Origin of the sequence: Vibrio sp. B1FIG11 (assembly GCF_905175335.1) — a bacterium.
In the GTDB taxonomy this organism is placed as follows: Bacteria; Pseudomonadota; Gammaproteobacteria; order Enterobacterales; family Vibrionaceae; genus Vibrio; species Vibrio campbellii.
Genome location: NZ_HG992751.1, coordinates 3322011 through 3340593 on the forward strand (window position 1 = coordinate 3322011; position 18583 = coordinate 3340593).

The 18583-nt window shown below is 46.5% G+C and carries 14 protein-coding genes, 13 tRNA genes and 1 pseudogene; 4 read left to right on the plus strand and 24 right to left on the minus strand.

The window, feature by feature from the left end; translation table 11 throughout:
* The first annotated feature begins 90 nt into the window (after nt 1-90).
* Nucleotides 91-1275, plus strand: coding sequence for an NO-inducible flavohemoprotein (hmpA, locus tag KHO06_RS15385; RefSeq protein WP_212581843.1), 1185 nt, complete (start codon nt 91-93; stop codon nt 1273-1275).
* 106 nt (nt 1276-1381) lie between these two features.
* Here the strand turns inward: hmpA and KHO06_RS15390 are convergent.
* Nucleotides 1382-2016 (minus strand): annotated as a pseudogene (locus tag KHO06_RS15390) (tetratricopeptide repeat protein).
* A gap of 232 nt (nt 2017-2248) precedes the next feature.
* Nucleotides 2249-3565, minus strand: a complete 1317-nt coding sequence (locus KHO06_RS15395; protein WP_005432780.1) for an adenylosuccinate synthase — start codon at nt 3563-3565, stop codon at nt 2249-2251.
* Nucleotides 3566-3738: 173 nt separating this feature from the next.
* Between KHO06_RS15395 and KHO06_RS15400 the strand changes: the two genes are divergently transcribed.
* Nucleotides 3739-3924, plus strand: a complete 186-nt coding sequence (locus KHO06_RS15400) for a DUF2065 domain-containing protein (protein ID WP_212581844.1) — start codon at nt 3739-3741, stop codon at nt 3922-3924.
* Nucleotides 3925-4036: 112 nt separating this feature from the next.
* Here KHO06_RS15400 and hflC read toward each other — a convergent pair whose 3' ends face one another.
* The 8 genes from hflC to tsaE form a co-directional block, all read right to left on the minus strand.
* On the minus strand, nt 4037-5017 hold the full coding sequence (gene hflC / locus KHO06_RS15405; RefSeq protein WP_005432778.1) for a protease modulator HflC: 981 nt from the start codon (nt 5015-5017) through the stop codon (nt 4037-4039).
* 2 nt (nt 5018-5019) lie between these two features.
* Nucleotides 5020-6225 (minus strand): FtsH protease activity modulator HflK, encoded by a 1206-nt coding sequence (hflK, locus tag KHO06_RS15410; protein ID WP_045370270.1) that lies wholly within the window; start codon nt 6223-6225, stop codon nt 5020-5022.
* A 45-nt stretch (nt 6226-6270) separates the two neighbouring features.
* Entirely contained in the window at nt 6271-7560 is a 1290-nt protein-coding gene (gene hflX, locus KHO06_RS15415) for a ribosome rescue GTPase HflX (RefSeq protein ID WP_212581845.1), read from the minus strand.
* A 38-nt stretch (nt 7561-7598) separates the two neighbouring features.
* Nucleotides 7599-7862 (minus strand): RNA chaperone Hfq, encoded by a 264-nt coding sequence (gene hfq, locus KHO06_RS15420; protein ID WP_005438329.1) that lies wholly within the window; start codon nt 7860-7862, stop codon nt 7599-7601.
* Between the two features lie 194 nt (nt 7863-8056).
* Nucleotides 8057-8989, minus strand: coding sequence for a tRNA (adenosine(37)-N6)-dimethylallyltransferase MiaA (gene miaA, locus KHO06_RS15425; RefSeq protein ID WP_005451402.1), 933 nt, complete (start codon nt 8987-8989; stop codon nt 8057-8059).
* Complete coding sequence (gene mutL, locus KHO06_RS15430; RefSeq protein ID WP_212581846.1) at nt 8986-11004, minus strand: DNA mismatch repair endonuclease MutL; 2019 nt, start codon at nt 11002-11004, stop codon at nt 8986-8988. The genes miaA and mutL overlap by 4 nt, the downstream gene beginning before the upstream one ends.
* 18 nt (nt 11005-11022) lie before the next feature.
* Nucleotides 11023-12753, minus strand: coding sequence for an N-acetylmuramoyl-L-alanine amidase (locus KHO06_RS15435; RefSeq protein ID WP_081234810.1), 1731 nt, complete (start codon nt 12751-12753; stop codon nt 11023-11025).
* Nucleotides 12747-13211 (minus strand): tRNA (adenosine(37)-N6)-threonylcarbamoyltransferase complex ATPase subunit type 1 TsaE, encoded by a 465-nt coding sequence (gene tsaE, locus KHO06_RS15440; RefSeq protein ID WP_005438321.1) that lies wholly within the window; start codon nt 13209-13211, stop codon nt 12747-12749. Before tsaE ends, KHO06_RS15435 begins: the two co-directional genes overlap by 7 nt.
* A gap of 298 nt (nt 13212-13509) precedes the next feature.
* On the opposite strand from tsaE, the gene queG reads away from it, so the two are divergent.
* Nucleotides 13510-14637: a tRNA epoxyqueuosine(34) reductase QueG gene (queG, locus tag KHO06_RS15445; protein WP_047482800.1), complete on the plus strand. Its 1128-nt coding sequence runs from the start codon at nt 13510-13512 to the stop codon at nt 14635-14637.
* A gap of 529 nt (nt 14638-15166) precedes the next feature.
* Here the strand turns inward: queG and KHO06_RS15450 are convergent.
* The 14 genes from KHO06_RS15450 to orn form a co-directional block, all read right to left on the minus strand.
* Nucleotides 15167-15243: transfer RNA gene (locus tag KHO06_RS15450), tRNA-Met, on the minus strand.
* Nucleotides 15244-15277: 34 nt separating this feature from the next.
* Nucleotides 15278-15353, minus strand: a tRNA-Gly gene (locus tag KHO06_RS15455).
* Between the two features lie 35 nt (nt 15354-15388).
* Nucleotides 15389-15464 (minus strand) — tRNA-Gly (locus KHO06_RS15460).
* 34 nt (nt 15465-15498) lie between these two features.
* Nucleotides 15499-15574, minus strand: a tRNA-Gly gene (locus KHO06_RS15465).
* 51 nt (nt 15575-15625) lie between these two features.
* Nucleotides 15626-15701 (minus strand) — tRNA-Gly (locus tag KHO06_RS15470).
* Nucleotides 15702-15703: 2 nt separating this feature from the next.
* Nucleotides 15704-15780 (minus strand) — tRNA-Met (locus KHO06_RS15475).
* 42 nt (nt 15781-15822) lie between these two features.
* A tRNA-Gly gene (locus KHO06_RS15480) sits at nt 15823-15898 on the minus strand.
* A 2-nt stretch (nt 15899-15900) separates the two neighbouring features.
* A tRNA-Met gene (locus KHO06_RS15485) sits at nt 15901-15977 on the minus strand.
* 42 nt (nt 15978-16019) lie between these two features.
* Nucleotides 16020-16095: transfer RNA gene (locus tag KHO06_RS15490), tRNA-Gly, on the minus strand.
* 90 nt (nt 16096-16185) lie between these two features.
* A tRNA-Met gene (locus KHO06_RS15495) sits at nt 16186-16262 on the minus strand.
* 39 nt (nt 16263-16301) lie between these two features.
* Nucleotides 16302-16377, minus strand: a tRNA-Gly gene (locus KHO06_RS15500).
* An 18-nt stretch (nt 16378-16395) separates the two neighbouring features.
* Nucleotides 16396-16472: transfer RNA gene (locus tag KHO06_RS15505), tRNA-Met, on the minus strand.
* Nucleotides 16473-16526: 54 nt separating this feature from the next.
* Nucleotides 16527-16602: transfer RNA gene (locus tag KHO06_RS15510), tRNA-Gly, on the minus strand.
* Between the two features lie 157 nt (nt 16603-16759).
* On the minus strand, nt 16760-17305 hold the full coding sequence (gene orn, locus KHO06_RS15515) for an oligoribonuclease (RefSeq protein ID WP_043882856.1): 546 nt from the start codon (nt 17303-17305) through the stop codon (nt 16760-16762).
* 129 nt (nt 17306-17434) lie between these two features.
* Between orn and rsgA the strand changes: the two genes are divergently transcribed.
* Nucleotides 17435-18499: a small ribosomal subunit biogenesis GTPase RsgA gene (gene rsgA, locus KHO06_RS15520; protein ID WP_005425062.1), complete on the plus strand. Its 1065-nt coding sequence runs from the start codon at nt 17435-17437 to the stop codon at nt 18497-18499.
* Nucleotides 18500-18583 lie beyond the last annotated feature (84 nt).

The following is an 18583-nucleotide window of genomic DNA, read 5'->3' on the forward strand; positions in this document are numbered from 1 at the left end:
AAAATTGTAATTCTTTTCTTGATCAAAAGATACATTTGAGATACAACTTTAAACATGCATTACAAATGCAACTTTAAATAGGAATCCATTATGCTCAGCAACCAAACCATTGATATCGTGAAAGCAACCGCCCCACTTCTTGCTGAAACTGGCCCGAAGTTAACTGCTCATTTTTACGATCGCATGTTCACCCATAACCCTGAGTTGAAAGACATTTTCAACATGAGTAACCAGCGTAATGGTGACCAACGTGAAGCTCTATTTAATGCAATCTGTGCTTATGCTGCCAACATCGATAACCTGCCAGCACTGCTTGGTGCAGTAGAGAAGATCGCCCACAAGCACACCAGTTTTATGATCACTAAAGATCAGTACCAAATCGTTGGCACACATCTACTGGCGACGATCGACGAATTGTTATCTCCGGGTCAGGAAGTGATTGATGCATGGGCAGAAGCTTATGGCGTGCTTGCGAACGTGTTCATTCAACGTGAAGAGCAAATCTACCAAGAGAATGCCGCACTTCAAGGTGGCTGGCGTGGGCTGCGCGAATTTGAGTTGGTGGGCAAGCAGCTTGAAAGTGAAAACATCTGTAGCTTTGTTTTCAAACCAACCGATGGTGAAATGGTTTCTGAGTACAAACCGGGGCAATACCTAGGTATCTACATCAACAGCGATAAGTTTGAAAACCAAGAGATTCGCCAATACAGCCTATCCTCTGCAGTTCAAGAGAACAGTTACCGTATCTCGGTAAAACGCGAACAAGGCGGCAAAGTGTCTAACTTCCTGCACGATGATCTGAACATCGGCGACAAAGTGCAGCTCGCAGCACCGGCAGGTGACTTCTTTATGGACGTAGATGCTTCTACACCAGTTGTTTTGGTGTCAGCGGGCGTTGGTCTAACTCCGACTCTATCAATGCTTGAGAGCCTTTCTGAGCACCAAGCGTCAGTAACCTGGGTGCATGCAGCAGAAAACGGTCAACAGCACGCATTCAAACAGCACGTAAACCAGCTTGTGAATGCAAAAGAAAACATGAACTCGCTAGTGTGGTACAACCAACCAACAGCAGATGACAAGATGGGTGAAGATTTCCACTTCAGTGGTTTTGTAAACCTGAAGGAAATTGAAGCCGCTCTTAAGCAAGACAACGTGCAAGTCTACTTCTGTGGCCCTGTTGGCTTTATGCAGCACGTCGCGAAGCAGTTGCTTGAGCTTGGTGTAGCGCAAGACCAATTCCACTACGAGTGCTTCGGCCCACACAAAGTCGTTTAATCACTCACGATTACGCTTCGGGAAAAACAACAAAGCCCACATGATGTGGGCTTTGTTGTATGTATTGGCAGAGCTTTATGAAGTTACTGGTATTTTAAGAGTACATCTACCAGAAGGTGTCGCGGCGCTTAGCACGCGCAATAATGTTTTGCGGCATACGTTGCTCAAGACCACTTCTCAGCATCGCAATACGCTTGTGTTTTCTTTGGTCGGCAGTCACCGAGTTGTACAGCCAACGGTAAGCATCTTCGTAGTCGAGCGGACTGCCATAATCACGCAACAGTAGCTCAGCAAGATGAATACGCGCATTTAGATTGCCCATTGCCGCCGCTTCTCGCAGGTATGGGATTGCACGTTCTTTATCTTGTTGGACTAAAGTACCGCGAGAGTAATAGCGACCTAGCTGCTCTAGTGCAGCTGGCAAACCTTGGTGGGCTGCGTTTTCCATGTAGTAAAGACCGAGTTCTACGTCTTGTTCTACACACACGCCCCACGCCAACATATCGCCATAAAGGAATTCATAAGACGGCAAGTTAATGCGCGTCGCACGTGCCACGATATCTTCTACCAACTGGCAGTTATCAGCGCGCACGCGCTCTAGGTGCTTATTCTGCTCAATAAGCTTTATAAGCTCTGCTTCGGTGTAGATGGGGACAGGCGCCCTACATCGGCAACATTTGCCTTAGCCGATGTCGCACTCAGCATCAATAACAGTGAAGCAGCCACTGTTCGTAACTTCATAAATGTACTCTTTAAGGTATCTAAGAAACCAAAGATCAGCCAAGGATCTCCTCTGCTTGATAACCTTATCGGCAAAGGTCAGTTAAGCTTTAGGCAATTTTTGCCTCCTACTTAAGCTTAACGGCAAATATTTGCCACGGTGAGTCGCATTTTTCAGCAATGAACCTAACTCACAGATACAAAAAAGCCAGCGATAAACGCTGGCTTTTACAACTGTCTGAACAATCAGGAATTAAGCACCGTATGGGTGAACCTTGATGATTGTTTCGTTACGGTCAGGACCTGTAGAAATGATGTCTACTGGAACACCTGTTAGTTCTTCGATACGTTTGATGTAATCAAGAGCAGCTTGTGGAAGCGCATCGATTGATTTAGCACCAAATGTTGTCTCAGACCAACCAGGCATTGTTTCGTAGATTGGCGTTGCTTCTTCGAATGACTCAGCAGCCATTGGAGAAACTTCTAGGATAGCGCCATCTTTCATCTTGTAACCAGTACAGATCTTGATCTCTTTAAGACCATCAAGAACGTCTAGTTTAGTTAGACACATACCTGTTAGAGAGTTGATTTGGATTGCACGACGCATTGCTACTGCATCAAACCAACCTGTACGACGTAGACGACCAGTCGTTGCACCAAACTCGTGGCCAACATCACCTAGGTGTTTACCAACTGGGTCTTGCTTATCTAGACCGTCGTATAGTTCTGTAGGGAATGGACCTGAACCAACACGAGTACAGTACGCCTTAGTGATACCAAGGATGTAACCGATGTGACGAGGACCAAAACCAGAACCTGCAGCAACACCACCAGCAGTCGTGTTAGAAGAAGTTACGTACGGGTAAGTACCGTGGTCGATATCTAGTAGCGTACCTTGAGCACCTTCGAACATGATCTTGTCGCCGCGCTTACGTGCTGCGTCTAGTTCGTCAGTTACGTCCATAACCATTGAAGTTAGTAGATCTGCGTAACCCATGCACTGCTCAAGAACTTCATCGTAGCTTACTGTGTCAGCTTTGTAGAAGTGCTCTAGTTGGAAGTTATGGAATTCCATTACTTCTTTCAGTTTCTCAGCGAACATTTCTTTATCGAAAAGGTCACCAACGCGTAGACCGCGACGAGCTACTTTATCTTCGTAAGCTGGACCGATACCACGACCCGTTGTACCGATAGCTTTCGCGCCACGAGCGATTTCACGCGCGTTGTCGATAGCGATATGGTACGGAAGAATTAGAGGACAAGCTTCAGAAACGAAAAGACGCTCACGTACTGGGATACCGCGCTCTTCAAGAGGCTTCATTTCTTTCAGAAGTGCTTCAGGCGATAGTACAACGCCATTACCGATAACACATTTTACGTTATCGCGAAGGATACCTGATGGAATTAAGTGAAGAACGGTTTTTTCACCGTCAATTACAAGTGTGTGACCTGCATTGTGACCGCCTTGGTAGCGTACCACGTATTTTGCATCTTCAGTTAAAAGGTCTACAATTTTACCTTTACCTTCGTCACCCCATTGGGTGCCTAGAACGACTACGTTATTTCCCATCTTTCCAAGTCTGATTGCTAGTTAAAAATGGATTCTAGCACCGAATCACTCTTCTTGCAGTCATTTTTTGTTCACAGAGTTGATACTAGAATGCAAACTCGCCAACCTTGTTCATTTCGAAATCACTACATCACTGATAATATTTACTTTTCATAACTCAACTAGGAATCATGATGTCTGAGTCTATTTGGCTAGCGATAGGGCTAGTATTGATTGTTGAAGGTATTGGGCCGTTGGTCGCCCCAAATGGCTGGCGTAACATGGTGGCTCAGTTGAGTGAACAACCTGATAACCATTTACGTCGCATTGGTGGCTGCTTAGTAGTGACCGGTGCTGTCATCGCTATCATGATGAGTTAATCGCACTTCTGAATCCTATTTCAAGTCTGTTTAGCACACACCGATAGGTGCAAAATAGAGATACAAAAAAGGCTCCATTACGGAGCCTTTTCAATTTGCTTGAACACTGAGCTTATTTCGCTTCTGCGCCTTTCGCATTGTTCATGTATTGGAAGAATTCACTCTTCGGGTCCAGAACAAGGATGTCACTCTTAGAGCTGAACGATTTCTCGTAAGCCTTTAGAGAGCGTAGGAAGCTGAAGAACTCAGGATCTTTATTGTACGCATCTGCGTAGATCTTCGCCGCTTCTGCATCTGCTGCACCTCGTGTTACACGAGCTGTTTTGTCTGCTTCTGCAAGAATCGTTGCCACTTCAAGCTCAGCTTGTGCACGGATGACTTCTGCTTTCTCACGACCTTGAGAGCGGAACTTACGCGCTACTGACTCACGTTCTGCACGCATACGACGGTAAATCGACTCACTGATTTCATCAGGTAGGTTGATTTTCTTAATACGAAAATCAACAACCCTAACACCAAGGTCTTTCATCGCACTTTCTCGCGTATCGCTGAGAACTTCAGACATAATCACATCACGTTCACCATCAATTTCTAGAGCTTTAAGAGCGGCTTCAGTCGTTAGTTCACCTTCAACTTCGCCGACCAAATCTTGGCTCTTCTTACGTGGCCCTGAAATAATCTGCTTGATTTCACGCGAACCAATTTCTGAACGTAAAACGTCAGTTACTTTACGCTCTAGAAGTGCTTCAGCTGTCAGCGTGTTACCGCCACCAGTCGCTAGATAGTAACGACCGAAATCTTCAATACGCCACTTCGCGTAGGTATCGATGATTACGTCTTTTTTCTCAGACGTTACGAAACGGTCAGCACGGCCATCCATTGTTTGGATACGTGCGTCCAGTTTTTTAACACGATCGAACAGCGGCATTTTAAAATGCAAACCCGGCTCGTAAATTCGAGTGATGTCGTTATTGTCTTTTAAGACACGACCGAATCGAACCACAATACCGCGTTCACCTTCAGGAATCACAAACAGTGACATCAGCATTAATGCCAGTGCGATGACCAGTACAGGGATCATTAACTTACGCATTCTTAGTATCTCCCTTGACGTGTACCAGTTGAACGAGACTGCGTGTTCGAAGTGTCTTCTTGCGAACGCTCAGATTCCAATTGGATATGATCGTACGTTGAAGTCGATTTCGATTTACGTTTAGTGTCTGTTTGACCATCTTGACCAGCCAATTTATCAATTGGAAGGTAAAGAAGGTTACCGCTAGATTCAGAGTCAATCAGCACTTTCGATGTGCTTGAGTAAACCTCTTCCATAGTGTCTAGGTACAGACGGTCACGAGTTACACCCGGTGCCGCTTGGTATTCAGGTAGTAGTTTTTCAAACTGAGCTACTTGACCAAGTGCTTCGTTAGTTACACGCTCGTTGTAACCTTGCGCTTCTTTCTTCAAACGCTCTGCACGACCAGTTGCTTTAGGCAAGATTTCGTTCTTGTAAGCTTCTGCTTCACGGATGAAACGCTCTTCATCCTCACGTGCTGCGATTGCATCATCAAACGCATCTTTCACTTGCTCTGGCGGACGCGCAGACTGGAAGTTCACGTCAACAATCACGATGCCCATATCGTAGCTATCGATGATTTGGTTTAGCGTTTCTTGTGTCGTTTGACGGATTTGCTGACGACCACTTGTTAGGATGCTATCCATCAGTGAGTCACCAATTACCGCACGTAACGCAGAATCCGTTGCTTGACGCAAGCTGTCATCCGCATTGGTTACGCGATATAGATATTTGTATGGGTCAGCAACACGGTATTGAACGTCCATCGCTACCGTTACTACGTTTTCATCTTTAGTCAGCATTAGACCTGATGCACGTAGCGAACGAATCGCTTGCACGTTAACCGCTTCGTATTCGTCGATAAAACGAGGACGCCAGTTCAGGCCTGGGTCCACGATACGGTCGTATTTACCTAAACGCAGCACGACACCGCGCTCTGCTTCACCGATGGTGTAAAAGCCAGCGAAGAACCACACCGCAATCGCGATAACTGCAATGACACCAAAGCCAATCGCACTACCGCCACCGCCGATAGGTGAACCACCGCCGCCGCCTTTTTTACCAAATTTGCCACCCAGCTTTTGACTCAGTTTGCTGAACACTTCATCTAAATCTGGCGGACCTTGATCTCGGCCACCAGGACGCTGGCCACCACGATTATTATTACCCCAAGGGTCATTATCGCGGCCATTGTTGCCGTTGTTATTTCCAGGCTCATTCCACGCCATTAGAAAGCTCCATCATTTGATATGACGTTATACTGTAGCAGTCCTTTAAGTGACTATAAAGTCGACTAAAACTGCCCCTTCTCTTTTTTCAAGTCTAGACCAATCTACCTGTTGCATTCGAATATTGATCAACAAGTTACCTTCCTGGTCATATTCCTCACGTTGAATACACTTCATTTGGAAGAATGTACTACGGAATCGTCCTTGATGCTGTGGAGGAATTCGCAACTGATGCTCAACCATTTGCGACGCTAAACGCTCGGTCAGCGCGTCAAACAGAAGATCAATGCCTAATCCGTCCATCGCGGAAACCCAGACCGTACGAGGCACGCCTTCCTCATCACGTTCTATACGTGGTTTCTGCTCTTCTAGATTGTCAATCTTGTTCATTACTACGAGTGTCGGCACTTCATGTGCGTCGATCTCTTCTAAGACTTCATGAACAGCTTGAATATTCTCACGAAAACGCTCGTCACTGGCATCAACAACATGTAACAAAATGTCAGCTTCTTGCGTTTCCTGCAAGGTCGCTTTGAAGGCTGCAACCAAATCGTGAGGCAGGTGTCGGATAAAACCAACGGTATCTGCAAGTATTGCAGGCCCTACATCTGCTAACTCTATCTTACGTAAAGTTGGGTCAAGAGTAGCAAACAGTTGATCTGCCGCGTAAACGCCAGCTTCTGTAATACGGTTGAAGAGTGTCGACTTACCCGCGTTGGTGTAGCCCACGAGAGAAACCGTTGGGATTTCAGCTCGGTTTCGGGCACGACGCCCTTGTTCACGCTGCTTCGCGACTTTTTCAAGACGACGAAGGATAGCTTTAATTCTGTCACGCAATAAACGACGGTCGGTTTCTAACTGGGTTTCACCTGGCCCACGTAGACCGATGCCGCCTTTCTGCCTTTCAAGGTGCGTCCAACCGCGAATTAAACGAGTAGAAATATGACGAAGTTGGGCTAGCTCGACTTGCAGCTTACCTTCGTGTGTTCGTGCTCGTTGAGCAAAGATATCGAGGATGAGACCGGTGCGGTCGAGAACTCGACATTTGCACAGTGCTTCGAGGTTACGTTCTTGGGCAGGAGAGAGGGAGTGATTAAAAATCACAATTTCAGCACCAGTTAATTGTACCGCAGTAGCAATTTCTTGCGCCTTACCCTCTCCGACATAGTATTTCGGGTGTGGGGATTGACGACTGCCAGTCACAACTTGCAGCGCCTCTACCCCAGCGGAAGATACCAGCATTTCGAATTCAGCCAGATCTTCCCATTCACCTTCTTGCGTGAAGTTGATATGAACAAGTACGGCTCGCTCACCGGATTCATAACGGTCAAACAAGCAATCAACTCCTTATTTTAGCAATACTAAATGAAGAATTAATCTTCAGATTTCTCTTGTGGACGGTCACCTTGAGGACGATCACCACTGTGGTGGCTCACTGGACGAGCCGGAACAACGGTAGAGATTGCGTGCTTGTACACCATTTGGTTAACAGTGTTCTTCAATAGGATCACGAACTGATCGAAAGATTCGATCTGACCTTGCAGTTTGATACCGTTCACAAGGTAGATAGATACCGGGATACGCTCACGACGTAGCGCATTTAGGAATGGGTCTTGTAGAGATTGCCCCTTAGCCATTTTATTTTCCTTATTTAATTTGTAGTTGTAATTATTTAGCTAGTGGTGCAATGCAAAAGGTACTGCTTTTTGCATCTGAGCTAAACGAATCAAAAATGCACTCTAAGTAATTAGCAGCATAGTATAAAAACCGCCAATAACAGATCCTTTGAGAGTGCGTTCACGCAAAAACGATCACATTATACACAGCTATCTCAATCAGATGCTATTGCTTCTGACATGGTTTCAAGTGCCTGTTCAATGTTATCGCTATCCAACCAAGTTAAATCATTCCAGCTGCGTAACCAGGTGATTTGACGCTTGGCCAATTGACGAGTTGCACATATGCCACGAAAAACGGCTTCGTCGCGTGTGCAGTCCCCATCTAAGTACTCCCACATCTGTCTGTAGCCGACGCAACGGATAGAAGGAAGATCAGGGTGAAGATCTTTGCGCGCATACAACGCTTTCATTTCCTCTTCAAAACCCGCTTCCATCATCTTATCGAAACGTAGTTCAATTCGACGGTGAAGTTCTGCCCTGTCCTTGGGAGCTATTGCAAACTGTTTGACTCGGTAAGGCAAGCTGTCGCCCTTTGTTTGAGTCAACTCAGTAAGAGTTTTACCTGAAATGCGGAATACTTCCAATGCCCTAGATAAACGTTGAGGATCATTAGGATGGATTCTCGCAGCTGACACAGGATCAATCTCTTTCAGCTCATCGTGCAACACCGACCAACCTTTAGTCAATGCCTCTTGCTCAATTTGCTGACGAATTTCAGGATTTGCAGCAGGAAGTGGTGATAAGCCTTCAAGTAAGGCTTTGTAATACAACATGGTTCCGCCGACTAGTAGCGGAATTTTTCCTTCTGCAACAATGTCATCCATTGCCTGTAGTGCATCACGACGGAAGTCCGCCGCAGAGTATGATTCACTTGGATCAAGAATATCGATAAGACGATGTGGCGCTAGACTCAGCTCGCGCTCATCAGGTTTCGCCGTACCAATGTTCATGTCTTTGTAGATCAACGCCGAATCCACGCTGATGATCTCAACCGGATACTTTTGGCGAAGGCGAATCGCTAGTTCTGTTTTACCTGATGCGGTTGGCCCCATTAGGAATAGCGCCAAAGGTAGTTTGTCTGTCATGGTCTTAATTTGGCAATCGTGGCAGAGAAATCAACAGCAGACACAAATTTTGTGTCTTCTAATGGCAATTGACCATGTCTTAACTGTTCAAGTTCCGCAATAATTTGAATGGCTTCGGAAAGAGTATAGTGGCTCTTAACAGTGGTGACCTGCAAAGCAAGCCAATCTATCAGCTCTGATAACAGCTGAGCCGTTGCTCCCTCTCCCCGCACGCGAGTTTGCGCGTAAGATAACAGATCTGGTATCAAGTTTTGTAAGTTTTGTTGACGCAGTGGTGATGGCACGCCCATAACCATCAGAGCTTTATCATTTCTCGCTTTAAGCTGGATGCCCAACTGAGCAAAGTCTTGCTGATAATCCTGCGCGAGCTGAACCATCTCAGGCTCTAGCTTCACCGATAATGGCACCAGTAACGGTTGAGCTTTTAACGCTCCATCGCTCGGTGTGAGCTGACCTTTGGTTCGATAGAACTCTGCTCTTGGCAGTGCAACCAAAGCCACACCACTATCGCTGCTCATCAAGACAAACTGCTCGTCCACCACAGCCAGCGCTTTACTTAATGCCGTAACTGGCGGTAAAGCAGCTTCTGCCGATGGGCTAACTGACGCTTTTGGCGCTTCTTTTTGAGGCTCAAAATCAGGCGTCTGAAGCAACTCGTGATAAGCACGAACTTCTTGTTTACTTGGTGCAGGCTCGGCATGACGTTGTTCTTTACTTGAAGCTGGTTTAGGCGCAGGCTTTGATTCAATCCAATCTGTTCGCTTAAAAGAATCCACCGCTCGCGCTTCTCGTACAGAAGCGTCACTTGGTGCCCTATCGCGAGGTTTCGCTTCATAGTCTGAACGCCCCGGATAAGCTGGAGTGTTATCAATCGCTTGATAGACTTGCTCTGGCACAGGAGAGGTCACAGGCTCTGGTGCGCTGACTGGTTCTTGATTTGCCGTGCTCGCCTCAAAAGATTCAACAGGATCGGCATGGTGGAACGCGGATTCGTTGACGTGGGGTTTATCAATCACTGAGCTTTGTGCAAGCGCATCTGCCAAAGCTTGATAGATAAAGTCATGCACTAAGCGGGCTTGATGGAAACGCACTTCATGCTTAGCAGGGTGCACGTTAACATCCACTTGGTGCGGGTCGAGCTCAATAAACAATACATACGCGGCGAATTGATCCGGCTTTAAGCTGGTTTCGTAACTTTGGCGAATCGCGTGGTTGATCAACTTGTCACGCATCATGCGACCATTCACGTAGCAGTATTGTAAGTCACTCTGCTGTCTCGCCCCTTCTGGCGTGGTAATCCAGCCATGCAGCTTAAGACCTTGATGCTCCAACTCGATACGTAGCATATTACGCACAAAGGCATTACCACATACTGCAGCAATACGCTTTTCGGTTTGAAGCTGGTTCTTTGCCGCACGGTATTGGCGAATCATTTTGCCGTTATGGCGCACGTTGATAGTGACATCAAAGCGGCTCAATGCAATGCGCTTCAATAATTCATCGATATGAGCAAATTCAGTTTTCTCGGTACGGAGGAATTTACGGCGAGCGGGGGTGTTAAAAAACAAATCGAGCACTTCAACCGACGTACCAATTGGGTGTGCCGTCGGCTGGAGTTTAACCTTCATGTCACGCCCTTCCGAGTAGGCACTCCACGCTTGTTCTTGTGCCGCTGGACGAGAAGTCATGGTTAAGCGCGATACCGAACTGATACTCGCTAGCGCCTCACCACGGAAACCCAAACTCATGATGGCTTCAAGATCGTCCAATGTGTGGATCTTAGAGGTGGCATGACGACTCAACGCCAGACCTAACTCATCCTTCACAATCCCTTTGCCGTTATCGCGCACGCGAATCAGCTTGGCGCCCCCTTTCTCGATATCAATATCAATTCGAGTGGCACCAGAATCGAGACTGTTTTCTACCAGTTCTTTCACGACAGAGGCGGGCCTTTCAACCACTTCCCCTGCCGCGATTTGGTTTGCCAGCCGAGCAGGCAAAATCTTAATGGTCATGATGAGTTATAAGCTCACTTATTTATTTGGAATGATCAGTACCTGTCCCACGGCGAGTTCATCAGAACGCAGGTTATTCGCTTTGCGGATGCTGGATACACTCACGCCGTATTTCGACGCAATCTTACCTAGGTATTCACCACGAGCGACTTTGTGCTTGCGGATTGGCTTGTCTTTCACTGCGACCGTGATCTTCAATTTCTGACCAACCCAAACTGTGTCTGATTTCAGATTGTTCTCGCGACGAATATCCGCAATCTTCACTTTGTAATGGCTAGCGATCTTACCGAGGAACTCACCAGACTTAACGGTATGTGTGATCGTCTCGGTCTCAACAGTATTTGGGGTATTCGGAACAGAAACCGACACCGCACCAGTACCAGGAATTTTCAACTTCTGACCAACCGCCAAACCGCTTGATTTAAGCTTGTTCGCACTCATGATTGCTTTGGTCGACGTACCGTATTTCTGAGCAATCACAGACAATGACTCACCACGCTTTACTGTGTGAACCGAAGGCTTAGAAGAAGACGAGAACACCGTACCTTCTGGCGGGTTATCTTTCAGGTATTGCACTACCGCTTTAGTGATCGCTCGCGCTAACTTGTCTTGGTGAGAGCGTTGGAACAGCAGCTTCTCTTCCGTTGGGTTCGAGATAAAGCCCGTTTCAACCAACACAGACGGAATCTGCGGAGAGCGCAAAACTGCCAAGCTGGTATTGATTGGTTTCGAGTTGTGTAGACGAGCAACTTTGCCCATCTCACCTAGAATGTTTGTTGCTAATTTATAGCCTTCCTTCTGCGAATGGCTGAACTGAAGATCTAATAAGGTTTGGTTGACGTTGCGGTCATTTGAATTACTCACAAACGCCGTACCCGATCCGCCGAGCAATTCAGATTGTCTCTCGTGGTTTTCGACCCAACGTGAAATTTCGGTATTTGCACGACGCGTGTTTAATACGAACACCGAACCACCGCGCGGCTTTGGTGAAGTAAATGCATCAGCGTGGATTGAAATCAATAAGTGTGCATTGTTCTCACGAGCAATTGCAACGCGTCGGTTAAGGTTAACAAAGTAGTCACCGCTGCGCGTCATTCGTGTTTTGATCCCCGGTACTGCATTTAACTGAGCAGAAAGCTTGCGAGAAATGCTCAGTACCGCGTCTTTTTCGTATTTGCGGCGTGATGGTCCAATCGAGCCTGGGTCTTCACCACCGTGACCTGGGTCAATCACGATAAGAATTTCTTGTGCACGTTGCACCGTGCTCATGTCTTTGCTCGGTGTCGCTGGCTTACTCGGTTTAGTCGCACTGGTTGCTGGTGTGGATTTCTTTGCACCATGCGGCAAATCGATCACTAAACGGTGGCCATATTGTCCAGCAGGTGTTGGTTTAAGCGTGAATAGCTCCGCTTTAACATTCTTCTTCAGCTCGAACACCAAACGGAATGTGTCTTTGTTGGGCGGCGAACTCTTACGAACGCGCTTTAACACTGGGCTGTCGGTTACCGTAACAGGCAACTTAGCTTGCATAGAGGTGTTTTTGAGATCCACCACTAAGCGATCCGGGCTAGATAAAGAGAAATAGGAATAGTCAGCTTCCGCATTCAGATCGATGACGACACGAGTCTCATCAGGTGAAGGCCAAACTCGGAAACTTTTTACGACGTTAGCAAATGCTAAATTGGGGATGATAAGGAGAAAAGTGGCGACAAATGCCGCCACTACTCTAAATTTTGAAAGACTCAACATAGCTCCAATCGACTGAGTAACTGCACACCATATTCATTGTTCGCCGTTAATTCGGCTACGCGCTGCTCGCCCTGGTAGCGAATATCCACATCAAGATCCGGTTGTGGCAACATTCCTTGCCCTTTTTCTGGCCATTCCACCAAACAAATCGCATCATCCGTGAAGTAATCGCGAATCCCCATGAATTCTAATTCTTCCGGATCAGCCAGTCGGTAAAGATCAAAGTGGTAAACTTGCCACTTATCCAATTGATAAGGTTCAACCAAAGTATAGGTCGGGCTTTTTACATTTCCTTGATGACCAAGAGCACGGACAAAACCACGACTGAAGGTTGTTTTACCTGCACCCAGATCGCCATGCAAATAAATGGTGGTTTGTTGAGAACAAAGCTGAGCCAATGCGGTGCCCAGTGCTACCGTTTCATGCTCATCTTTAAGATTAAATTGTTTCGTGCTCATTGATGTTTCTCTAACTAATGATCGTTGACTATATAAAAATCAAAAGAACAGGAATAGTAAACTGTGTTGGTTTTGAGAGACAAGCTCTCAAATGTCATATATGCGAAAAAATGACCAAAAAAGACAAAACCTAATTACCTGATTCTATTGAGTGCATAAGCAAAATTACTCATGCCTACGTCAACTTTTTATGACTTGGTTTCAAAACCTATTTCTCGACTTTCTGTCTAGACTTTCTGGTGGCGCCCATTCATAAGATCCGGTAAGATCCGCCCCCCTTTTATCTCGGTGATAAAACATGAACTACGAACAACTCGCTCAACAAATCAAAATTTGGGGTAAAGAGCTCGGCTTCCAGAAAGTCGGTATCTGCGATGTTGATCTTAGTGAACATGAGGCCGCTCTGCAAAAATGGCTTGATGCTGGCTATCATGGCTCTATGGACTGGATGGCTCGTCACGGCATGATGCGCGCCAGGCCAAATGAACTTCTACCGGGAACAGTACGCGTCATCAGCGTGCGCATGGATTACCTACCACCAGAAGCCAAGTTTGCTTCCAATTTGGCAAATAAGAACCACGCATACATCAGTCGCTATGCGCTTGGCCGTGATTATCACAAGTTGGTCAGAAAGCAGCTTAATAAACTTGGCAAACTTATTGAGCAAGAAGTCGGCCAATATGGCTATCGCCCCTTTGTCGACTCAGCCCCTATCCTTGAACGCCCACTGGCTCAAAAAGCCGGGTTAGGCTGGACGGGCAAGCACTCTCTCATATTGGATAAGGACTGTGGCTCTTGGTTTTTCCTTGGCGAGTTACTTATCGACTTACCATTACCAGTAGACGAACCAAGTGTTGACCAATGTGACAAGTGTAAAGCGTGCATCACATCATGTCCGACACAAGCAATCGTCGATGAAAAAGTCGTGGATGCTAGACGATGTATCTCGTATCTCACTATCGAATTTGATGGTGTTATTCCTGAAGAGTTCCGCAAGCCAATGGGAAATCGCATCTACGGGTGTGATGACTGCCAACTCGTTTGCCCTTGGAATCGATACGCAGACATAACCGAGCAAGAAGACTTCCATCGCCGCGACAGTTTTGAAGACCCAGATCTCGTCACCATGTTTAATTGGGATGAACCAACTTTCCTAAAACAAATGGAAGGTTCTGCGATTCGTCGCATTGGACACTTGCAATGGCTGCGTAATATTTCTGTCGCACTTGGTAATACAGAATACAGCCAAAGAACGATTGACGCTCTAGAGGCCCGTCGTGGTGAAAGTGAGTTACTGGATGAACATATTAATTGGGCTCTAGGACAACAACTCAGCCAAATTCCTACCGCTGAATCAGACTCTATCGAGACGAAGAAGAAGCGTTTAATTAGAATCGTCGAAAAAGGCCTTCCGAGAGACGCATAACGCGTAGCTCATATGCAAGAGATTGAAAACTCTTTTTACATGATCAATTTATGACCTTGTTCTCAATTCTGTAATGTGGAAAAAAATTAGAGAATTGCAAGATTTCAGGGAAGAGAAAAAAGTTAAACACAACCTGAAGAAATGATTAGGATCAAAAAAACACAAAATAATGATCCTGATTTAACGCACCCGATCCGCAATAAAATAAAGTTTACCCTTAAAAAACATACACTTATACAATAAAGGGAAACTTTCATGGCTTTTACATAAAGAAAAGATCTTTCTTTCTAGCCCATGAAATCCAAGCTGAAAACACTTTATCAACCAACTTATCCACAGAACAAGATATGTGGATAACTCTGTTAATTAATAAGCAGAAAGCACTCCGAACACCAGAATATTCGCTGCTCAGACAAGTCGTCTCATGTTTAAAACACAAACGAAATCGTCCGACATCGACTGATGCGGATTAAAATATTATTTTTCAGGGGTTCATGCTTCGCAGCATTATGAAAAGAGCGATGTGAATTGGTTGCGGGAGCCGGATTTGAACCGACGACCTTCGGGTTATGAGCCCGACGAGCTACCAAGCTGCTCCATCCCGCGTCCGTGTATTATCGATTAATACGATAATAGAAACTGGAGCGACACACGAGGTTCGAACTCGTGACCTCAACCTTGGCAAGGTTGCGCTCTACCAACTGAGCTAGTGTCGCAATGTCACTGTTAAGCACAATGAGGGCTATCAAATTGGAGCGACACACGAGGTTCGAACTCGTGACCTCAACCTTGGCAAGGTTGCGCTCTACCAACTGAGCTAGTGTCGCATGTCACTGTTAAGCACAATGAGGGCTATCAAACTGGAGCGACACACGAGGTTCGAACTCGTGACCTCAACCTTGGCAAGGTTGCGCTCTACCAACTGAGCTAGTGTCGCAATGTCATTGTTAAGCACAATGAAGGCTATCGTTTTCCACCTTGAGAAAAGTGGAGCGACACACGAGGTTCGAACTCGTGACCTCAACCTTGGCAAGGTTGCGCTCTACCAACTGAGCTAGTGTCGCATTGGTTGCGGGAGCCGGATTTGAACCGACGACCTTCGGGTTATGAGCCCGACGAGCTACCAAGCTGCTCCATCCCGCGTCCATAGTTCATCATTTAAGGTATGATGAAAACCTTTTAATTTGGAGCGACACACGAGGTTCGAACTCGTGACCTCAACCTTGGCAAGGTTGCGCTCTACCAACTGAGCTAGTGTCGCATTGGTTGCGGGGGCCGGATTTGAACCGACGACCTTCGGGTTATGAGCCCGACGAGCTACCAAGCTGCTCCACCCCGCGTCCGTAGTTCACCATTTAAGGTATGATGAGAACCTTTTAATTTGGAGCGACACACGAGGTTCGAACTCGTGACCTCAACCTTGGCAAGGTTGCGCTCTACCAACTGAGCTAGTGTCGCATTGGTTGCGGGAGCCGGGATTTTATCCGGGCGGCGCATCCGTCGACGGCCTGAGGGTTATGATAAATAACGATCAAACTGTCTTGAATTTGGTTGCGGGAGCCGGATTTGAACCGACGACCTTCGGGTTATGAGCCCGACGAGCTACCAAGCTGCTCCATCCCGCGTCCGTGTTTCATTGTTAAGCACAATGAGAGCTATCAAATTGGAGCGACACACGAGGTTCGAACTCGTGACCTCAACCTTGGCAAGGTTGCGCTCTACCAACTGAGCTAGTGTCGCATATTCTCGAAAGAGAATTGGTTGCGGGGGCCGGATTTGAACCGACGACCTTCGGGTTATGAGCCCGACGAGCTACCAAGCTGCTCCACCCCGCGTCCGTAGTTCACCATTTAAGGCATGATGAGAACCTTTTTTCCACTTAAGAAAAGTGGAGCGACACACGAGGTTCGAACTCGTGACCTCAACCTTGGCAAGGTTGCGCTCTACCAACTGAGCTAGTGTCGCATCAACAACGTTTCCGTCGTTCAGGGCTGCGAATTATAAGAGCATTTTTTTTGTGATGCAAGTCCTTCGTTCAAAAAAACTTTATTTTTTTGCTGACAGATGAAAAAGCAAGCAAAACGCTCATTAATTACAACAATTTGGATCGCAGCCTTAACAGTTAGATCTTAAAGATCGTTTCGCGGTAGTACTTTAGCTCAGCAATCGACTCACGGATATCATCCAATGCTAGATGCGTGCCCTGCTTCGAAAAACCGTCTAACACTTCTGGTTTCCAGCGGCGAGTCAGTTCTTTTAGCGTGCTCACGTCCAAATAACGGTAGTGGAAGTATTCTTCCAATTCAGGCATATGCTTGTACAAGAATCGACGATCCTGACCAATGCTGTTACCACAAATTGGAGAAACGCCCTTTGGTACCCATTTTTCGAGAAACTCAATGGTTTGTGCAACAGCATCTTGCTCTGAAACATTACTGTTACGAACGCGCTCAACCAAGCCACTTGAAGTGTGCGTATTGGTACACCAATCATCCATCTTCGCCAGCTCTTCTTCAGGCTGATGTACAGCAAGAACAGGACCTTCAGCCAAAATATTCAATTCACTATCCGTGACGATAGAAGCAATTTCGATGATTTTGTGCGTTTCAGGATCGAGGCCTGTCATCTCTAAATCCACCCAAATCAGGTTTTGATCGCTAAAGGACATGGTTACGCCGCCTATTTGTTTATCGATAAAAGAGGTACTATACCTGAAAATACTTGAAACACGATACTCACGAGTTTGAGCCGAAAGCGTGCTCAATCAACTGAGTTAACTCACATTAAGTACAAGATTGTGGCAAAAAAGAAAAAGTTAACCAAAGGTCAGGTGCGCCGCGTACGCAGCAACCAACAAAAACGCCTAAAGAAGCAAGAAGAGTCCATCCAGTGGGATGAAACCATGCTAGGCGCAAGTAAACAGGGTCTCGTCATCACTCGTTTCGGTCAGCACGCTGACATCGAAGATCTAGAAACAGGTGAGGTGCAGCGCTGTAACCTTCGTCGTGGTATCGAATCACTGGTATCCGGCGATCGCGTACTTTGGCGTGAAGGACTTGAATCAATGGCAGGTATTTCTGGCGTGGTTGAAGCCGTAGAACCTCGCACATCGATGCTAACTCGTCCTGACTACTACGATGGCTTGAAACCTGTCGCCGCTAACATCGACCAAATGGTGATCGTGTCTTCGGTTTTGCCTGAGCTTTCGCTCAACATCATTGACCGCTACCTAGTGGCATCCGAAACACTGAACATTGCCCCGCTGTTGGTACTCAACAAAATCGACTTGCTTGCTGATGAAGATCGAGCAATGTACGAAGAGTGGCTAGAAGAATACAAACGTATTGGCTACAAAGTATTGTTTGTAAGTAAGCAGTCAGGCGAGGGCATTGCAGAACTTGAAGAGCAACTACGCGACCGTATCAACATCTTCGTCGGGCAATCTGGTGTAGGTAAATCAAGTCTAGTGAACGCACTGATGCCTGAACTTGAGCAGGAAGTGGAAGAAGGCGAGATCTCAGAGAACTCTGGTTTGGGTCAGCATACAACCACAGCAGCTCGCTTGTACCACATCCCAACTGGAGGCGATCTAATTGACTCTCCTGGGGTACGTGAATTTGGTTTGTGGCACTTAGAAGCAGAAGAAGTGACCAAAGCGTTCGTTGAATTCCGCCCTTATCTTGGCGGTTGTAAGTTCCGCGACTGTAAACACAATGACGATCCTGGCTGTATCTTGCGTGAAGCAGTAGAGAAAGGCGAAGTCAGTGAAGTGCGTTTTGAAAACTACCATCGAATTCTAGAGAGCATGGTAGAAAACAAAGCCAACCGTCAGTACTCACGTAACAAGAAAGCGGATCTGTAACTGAGTTAAAACTGCAACTGTGTAAGAAATCATCACCTAATACTGACAAGCAGATGAAATTTCAGTAACATCACGCGCCCTAAA

What these genes read in the sequence shown, in the direction of transcription:
- hmpA (WP_212581843.1), top strand. Translation starts at nt 91, where the DNA reads ATGCTCAGCAACCAAACCATTGATATCGTGAAAGCAACCGCCCCACTT.
- KHO06_RS15395 (WP_005432780.1), bottom strand. Translation starts at nt 3,565, where the DNA reads ATGGGAAATAACGTAGTCGTTCTAGGCACCCAATGGGGTGACGAAGGT.
- KHO06_RS15400 (WP_212581844.1), top strand. Translation starts at nt 3,739, where the DNA reads ATGTCTGAGTCTATTTGGCTAGCGATAGGGCTAGTATTGATTGTTGAA.
- hflC (WP_005432778.1), bottom strand. Translation starts at nt 5,017, where the DNA reads ATGCGTAAGTTAATGATCCCTGTACTGGTCATCGCACTGGCATTAATG.
- hflK (WP_045370270.1), bottom strand. Translation starts at nt 6,225, where the DNA reads ATGGCGTGGAATGAGCCTGGAAATAACAACGGCAACAATGGCCGCGAT.
- hfq (WP_005438329.1), bottom strand. Translation starts at nt 7,862, where the DNA reads ATGGCTAAGGGGCAATCTCTACAAGACCCATTCCTAAATGCGCTACGT.
- miaA (WP_005451402.1), bottom strand. Translation starts at nt 8,989, where the DNA reads ATGACAGACAAACTACCTTTGGCGCTATTCCTAATGGGGCCAACCGCA.
- mutL (WP_212581846.1), bottom strand. Translation starts at nt 11,004, where the DNA reads ATGACCATTAAGATTTTGCCTGCTCGGCTGGCAAACCAAATCGCGGCA.
- KHO06_RS15435 (WP_081234810.1), bottom strand. Translation starts at nt 12,753, where the DNA reads ATGTTGAGTCTTTCAAAATTTAGAGTAGTGGCGGCATTTGTCGCCACT.
- tsaE (WP_005438321.1), bottom strand. Translation starts at nt 13,211, where the DNA reads ATGAGCACGAAACAATTTAATCTTAAAGATGAGCATGAAACGGTAGCA.
- queG (WP_047482800.1), top strand. Translation starts at nt 13,510, where the DNA reads ATGAACTACGAACAACTCGCTCAACAAATCAAAATTTGGGGTAAAGAG.
- orn (WP_043882856.1), bottom strand. Translation starts at nt 17,305, where the DNA reads ATGTCCTTTAGCGATCAAAACCTGATTTGGGTGGATTTAGAGATGACA.